Raw genomic sequence first — 1,845 nt, 5'->3', positions numbered from 1 at the left:
TCGGTAAGTCAAGGGCAAATCGTGGAAATTCGTTGTCAAATTACGACACCTGAAAACTATGTGGAAAATCAATATTTTATTCGGTATTTTCAGTTTGATGGCAATGGGAATTTACGTATTGGAAATGCAGAACCCTTACTACCCAATGACACTTATGAGTTACCCAACAAAATATTTCGGCTTTATTATCAGTCGTTTTCACAAGGAACAACAATGTTTTCCATATGGATAAGTGATTCTTTCGGAAATGAACAAAAAGTAGATTTTGAGTTTGGTAACATCTCAAAAAAAGACACGAAAAAACAACACAATTGTTATATAAATAATAGGTTATTACTTATAAAATCATATCTTTGTATTTCCGAAATGAGTGTTTCGGAAATGGTTGTTTCTTAAAAAATAAAGATATGAAATTTTATAATCGGGAAAAGGAAATTGCAAAACTGCTTTCCATTGCAGAAAAATCAAAGCAAAATGCACAACTTACGGTAGTTACCGGCAGAAGGAGAATTGGAAAAACCCAACTTTTGTTGCAAACCTATAAAGAAACCAATTTTCTGTACTTCTTTGTCGCCAAAAAATCGGAAATGCTACTGTGTGCTGATTTTCAGCAGGAACTGAGTCAAAAATTAGGTATTCCTATCTTGGGAGAAGTAACTTCATTTTCAGTGCTTTTTGAGTATGTAGTGCGACTCTCACATCAGCAAAACATCACCTTGATTATTGATGAATTTCAGGAGTTTTTAGCAATCAATCCTTCGATTTACAGCGACTTACAACACATTTGGGATTTAAACAAGGATAAGGCTCGGTTGAATCTGATTGTTTCGGGTTCGGTGGTTTCGCTGATGTACAAAATCTTTGAAAATAACAAAGAACCTTTGTTTGGCAGAGCCAGTCACTTTATCAAACTCAAAGCCTTTGAAACAGAAGTTTTAAAAGAAGTTTTGTTGGATTTTAATCCGAATTATGAGTCTGACGACCTGTTGGCTCTTTATAGTTTTACGGGTGGTGTTGCCAAATATGTACAACTTTTTATGGATAACGGTTGGATAACCAAAAGCAAAATGATTGCGGGAATGATTGATGAAAATTCCATTTTTATCTCCGAGGGGAAAAACCTGCTTGTTGAGGAATTTGGTAAAGAGTACAGCATTTACTTTAGTATTTTGACTGCTATTTCTGAAGGGAAAAATTCCAGAAGTGAAATCGAAAATTTATTGAAAAAAGAAATTGGAGGTTATCTGACGAAAATGGAACGCGATTTTAATCTGATACGAAAAAATACGCCGATGTTTGCCAAAAGTGAAACCAAAAATGTAAAATACACTTTGGAAGATAATTTTCTAACTTTTTGGTTTCGATTTATTTATAAATACAGCCACATTATTGAAATTGGTGCGTATGGGCAACTCATAAAAATCATTGAACGCGATTACACCACATTTAGCGGACAAAAGCTCGAAAAATTTTTCAAAGCACGTGCTATTGAATCGGGGCAATATACACAAATTGGTAACTTTTGGGACAGGAAAGGCGAAACGGAAATTGATTTCATAGCCGTGAATGACTTGGAAAAGACCGTTGATTTTGCAGAGATAAAACGCAAAAAAGACAATATCAACACAGAAATTCTCAAACAAAAAGTATATCAATTACTACAATTACACCCACAATTAACCAAGTATGAGCATCATTTTCACGCTTGGAGTTTGGAGGATTTGAAATAATCTTCAAAAGCCAACCCCGACCCCTGACTTCCAAAATACGCCTAATGTATCCGTTAGGTGTATTTTGTTTATAGCTTTGCCTTAAATAAATACGGAATAATGGAAGTGATTGTCA

The 1,845-nt window shown here is 34.5% G+C and carries 2 protein-coding genes; both read left to right on the top strand.

All coding sequences use genetic code 11. The annotated features are described in order from the left end of the window. On the top strand, positions 1–396 hold a 396-nt coding region (locus tag GN105_RS00040; RefSeq protein WP_155283423.1), incomplete at its 5' end, for a TraQ conjugal transfer family protein. Positions 397–407: 11 nt separating this feature from the next. After that, positions 408–1,730, top strand: a complete 1,323-nt coding sequence (locus GN105_RS00035) for an ATP-binding protein (protein ID WP_155283422.1) — start codon at positions 408–410, stop codon at positions 1,728–1,730. Positions 1,731–1,845: the final 115 nt, after the last annotated feature.

It is taken from the genome of Capnocytophaga felis, from assembly GCF_009684755.1.
GTDB classification, from domain to species: Bacteria; Bacteroidota; Bacteroidia; order Flavobacteriales; family Flavobacteriaceae; genus Capnocytophaga; species Capnocytophaga felis.
This window is presented reverse-complemented; position numbering and strand designations above follow the sequence as displayed.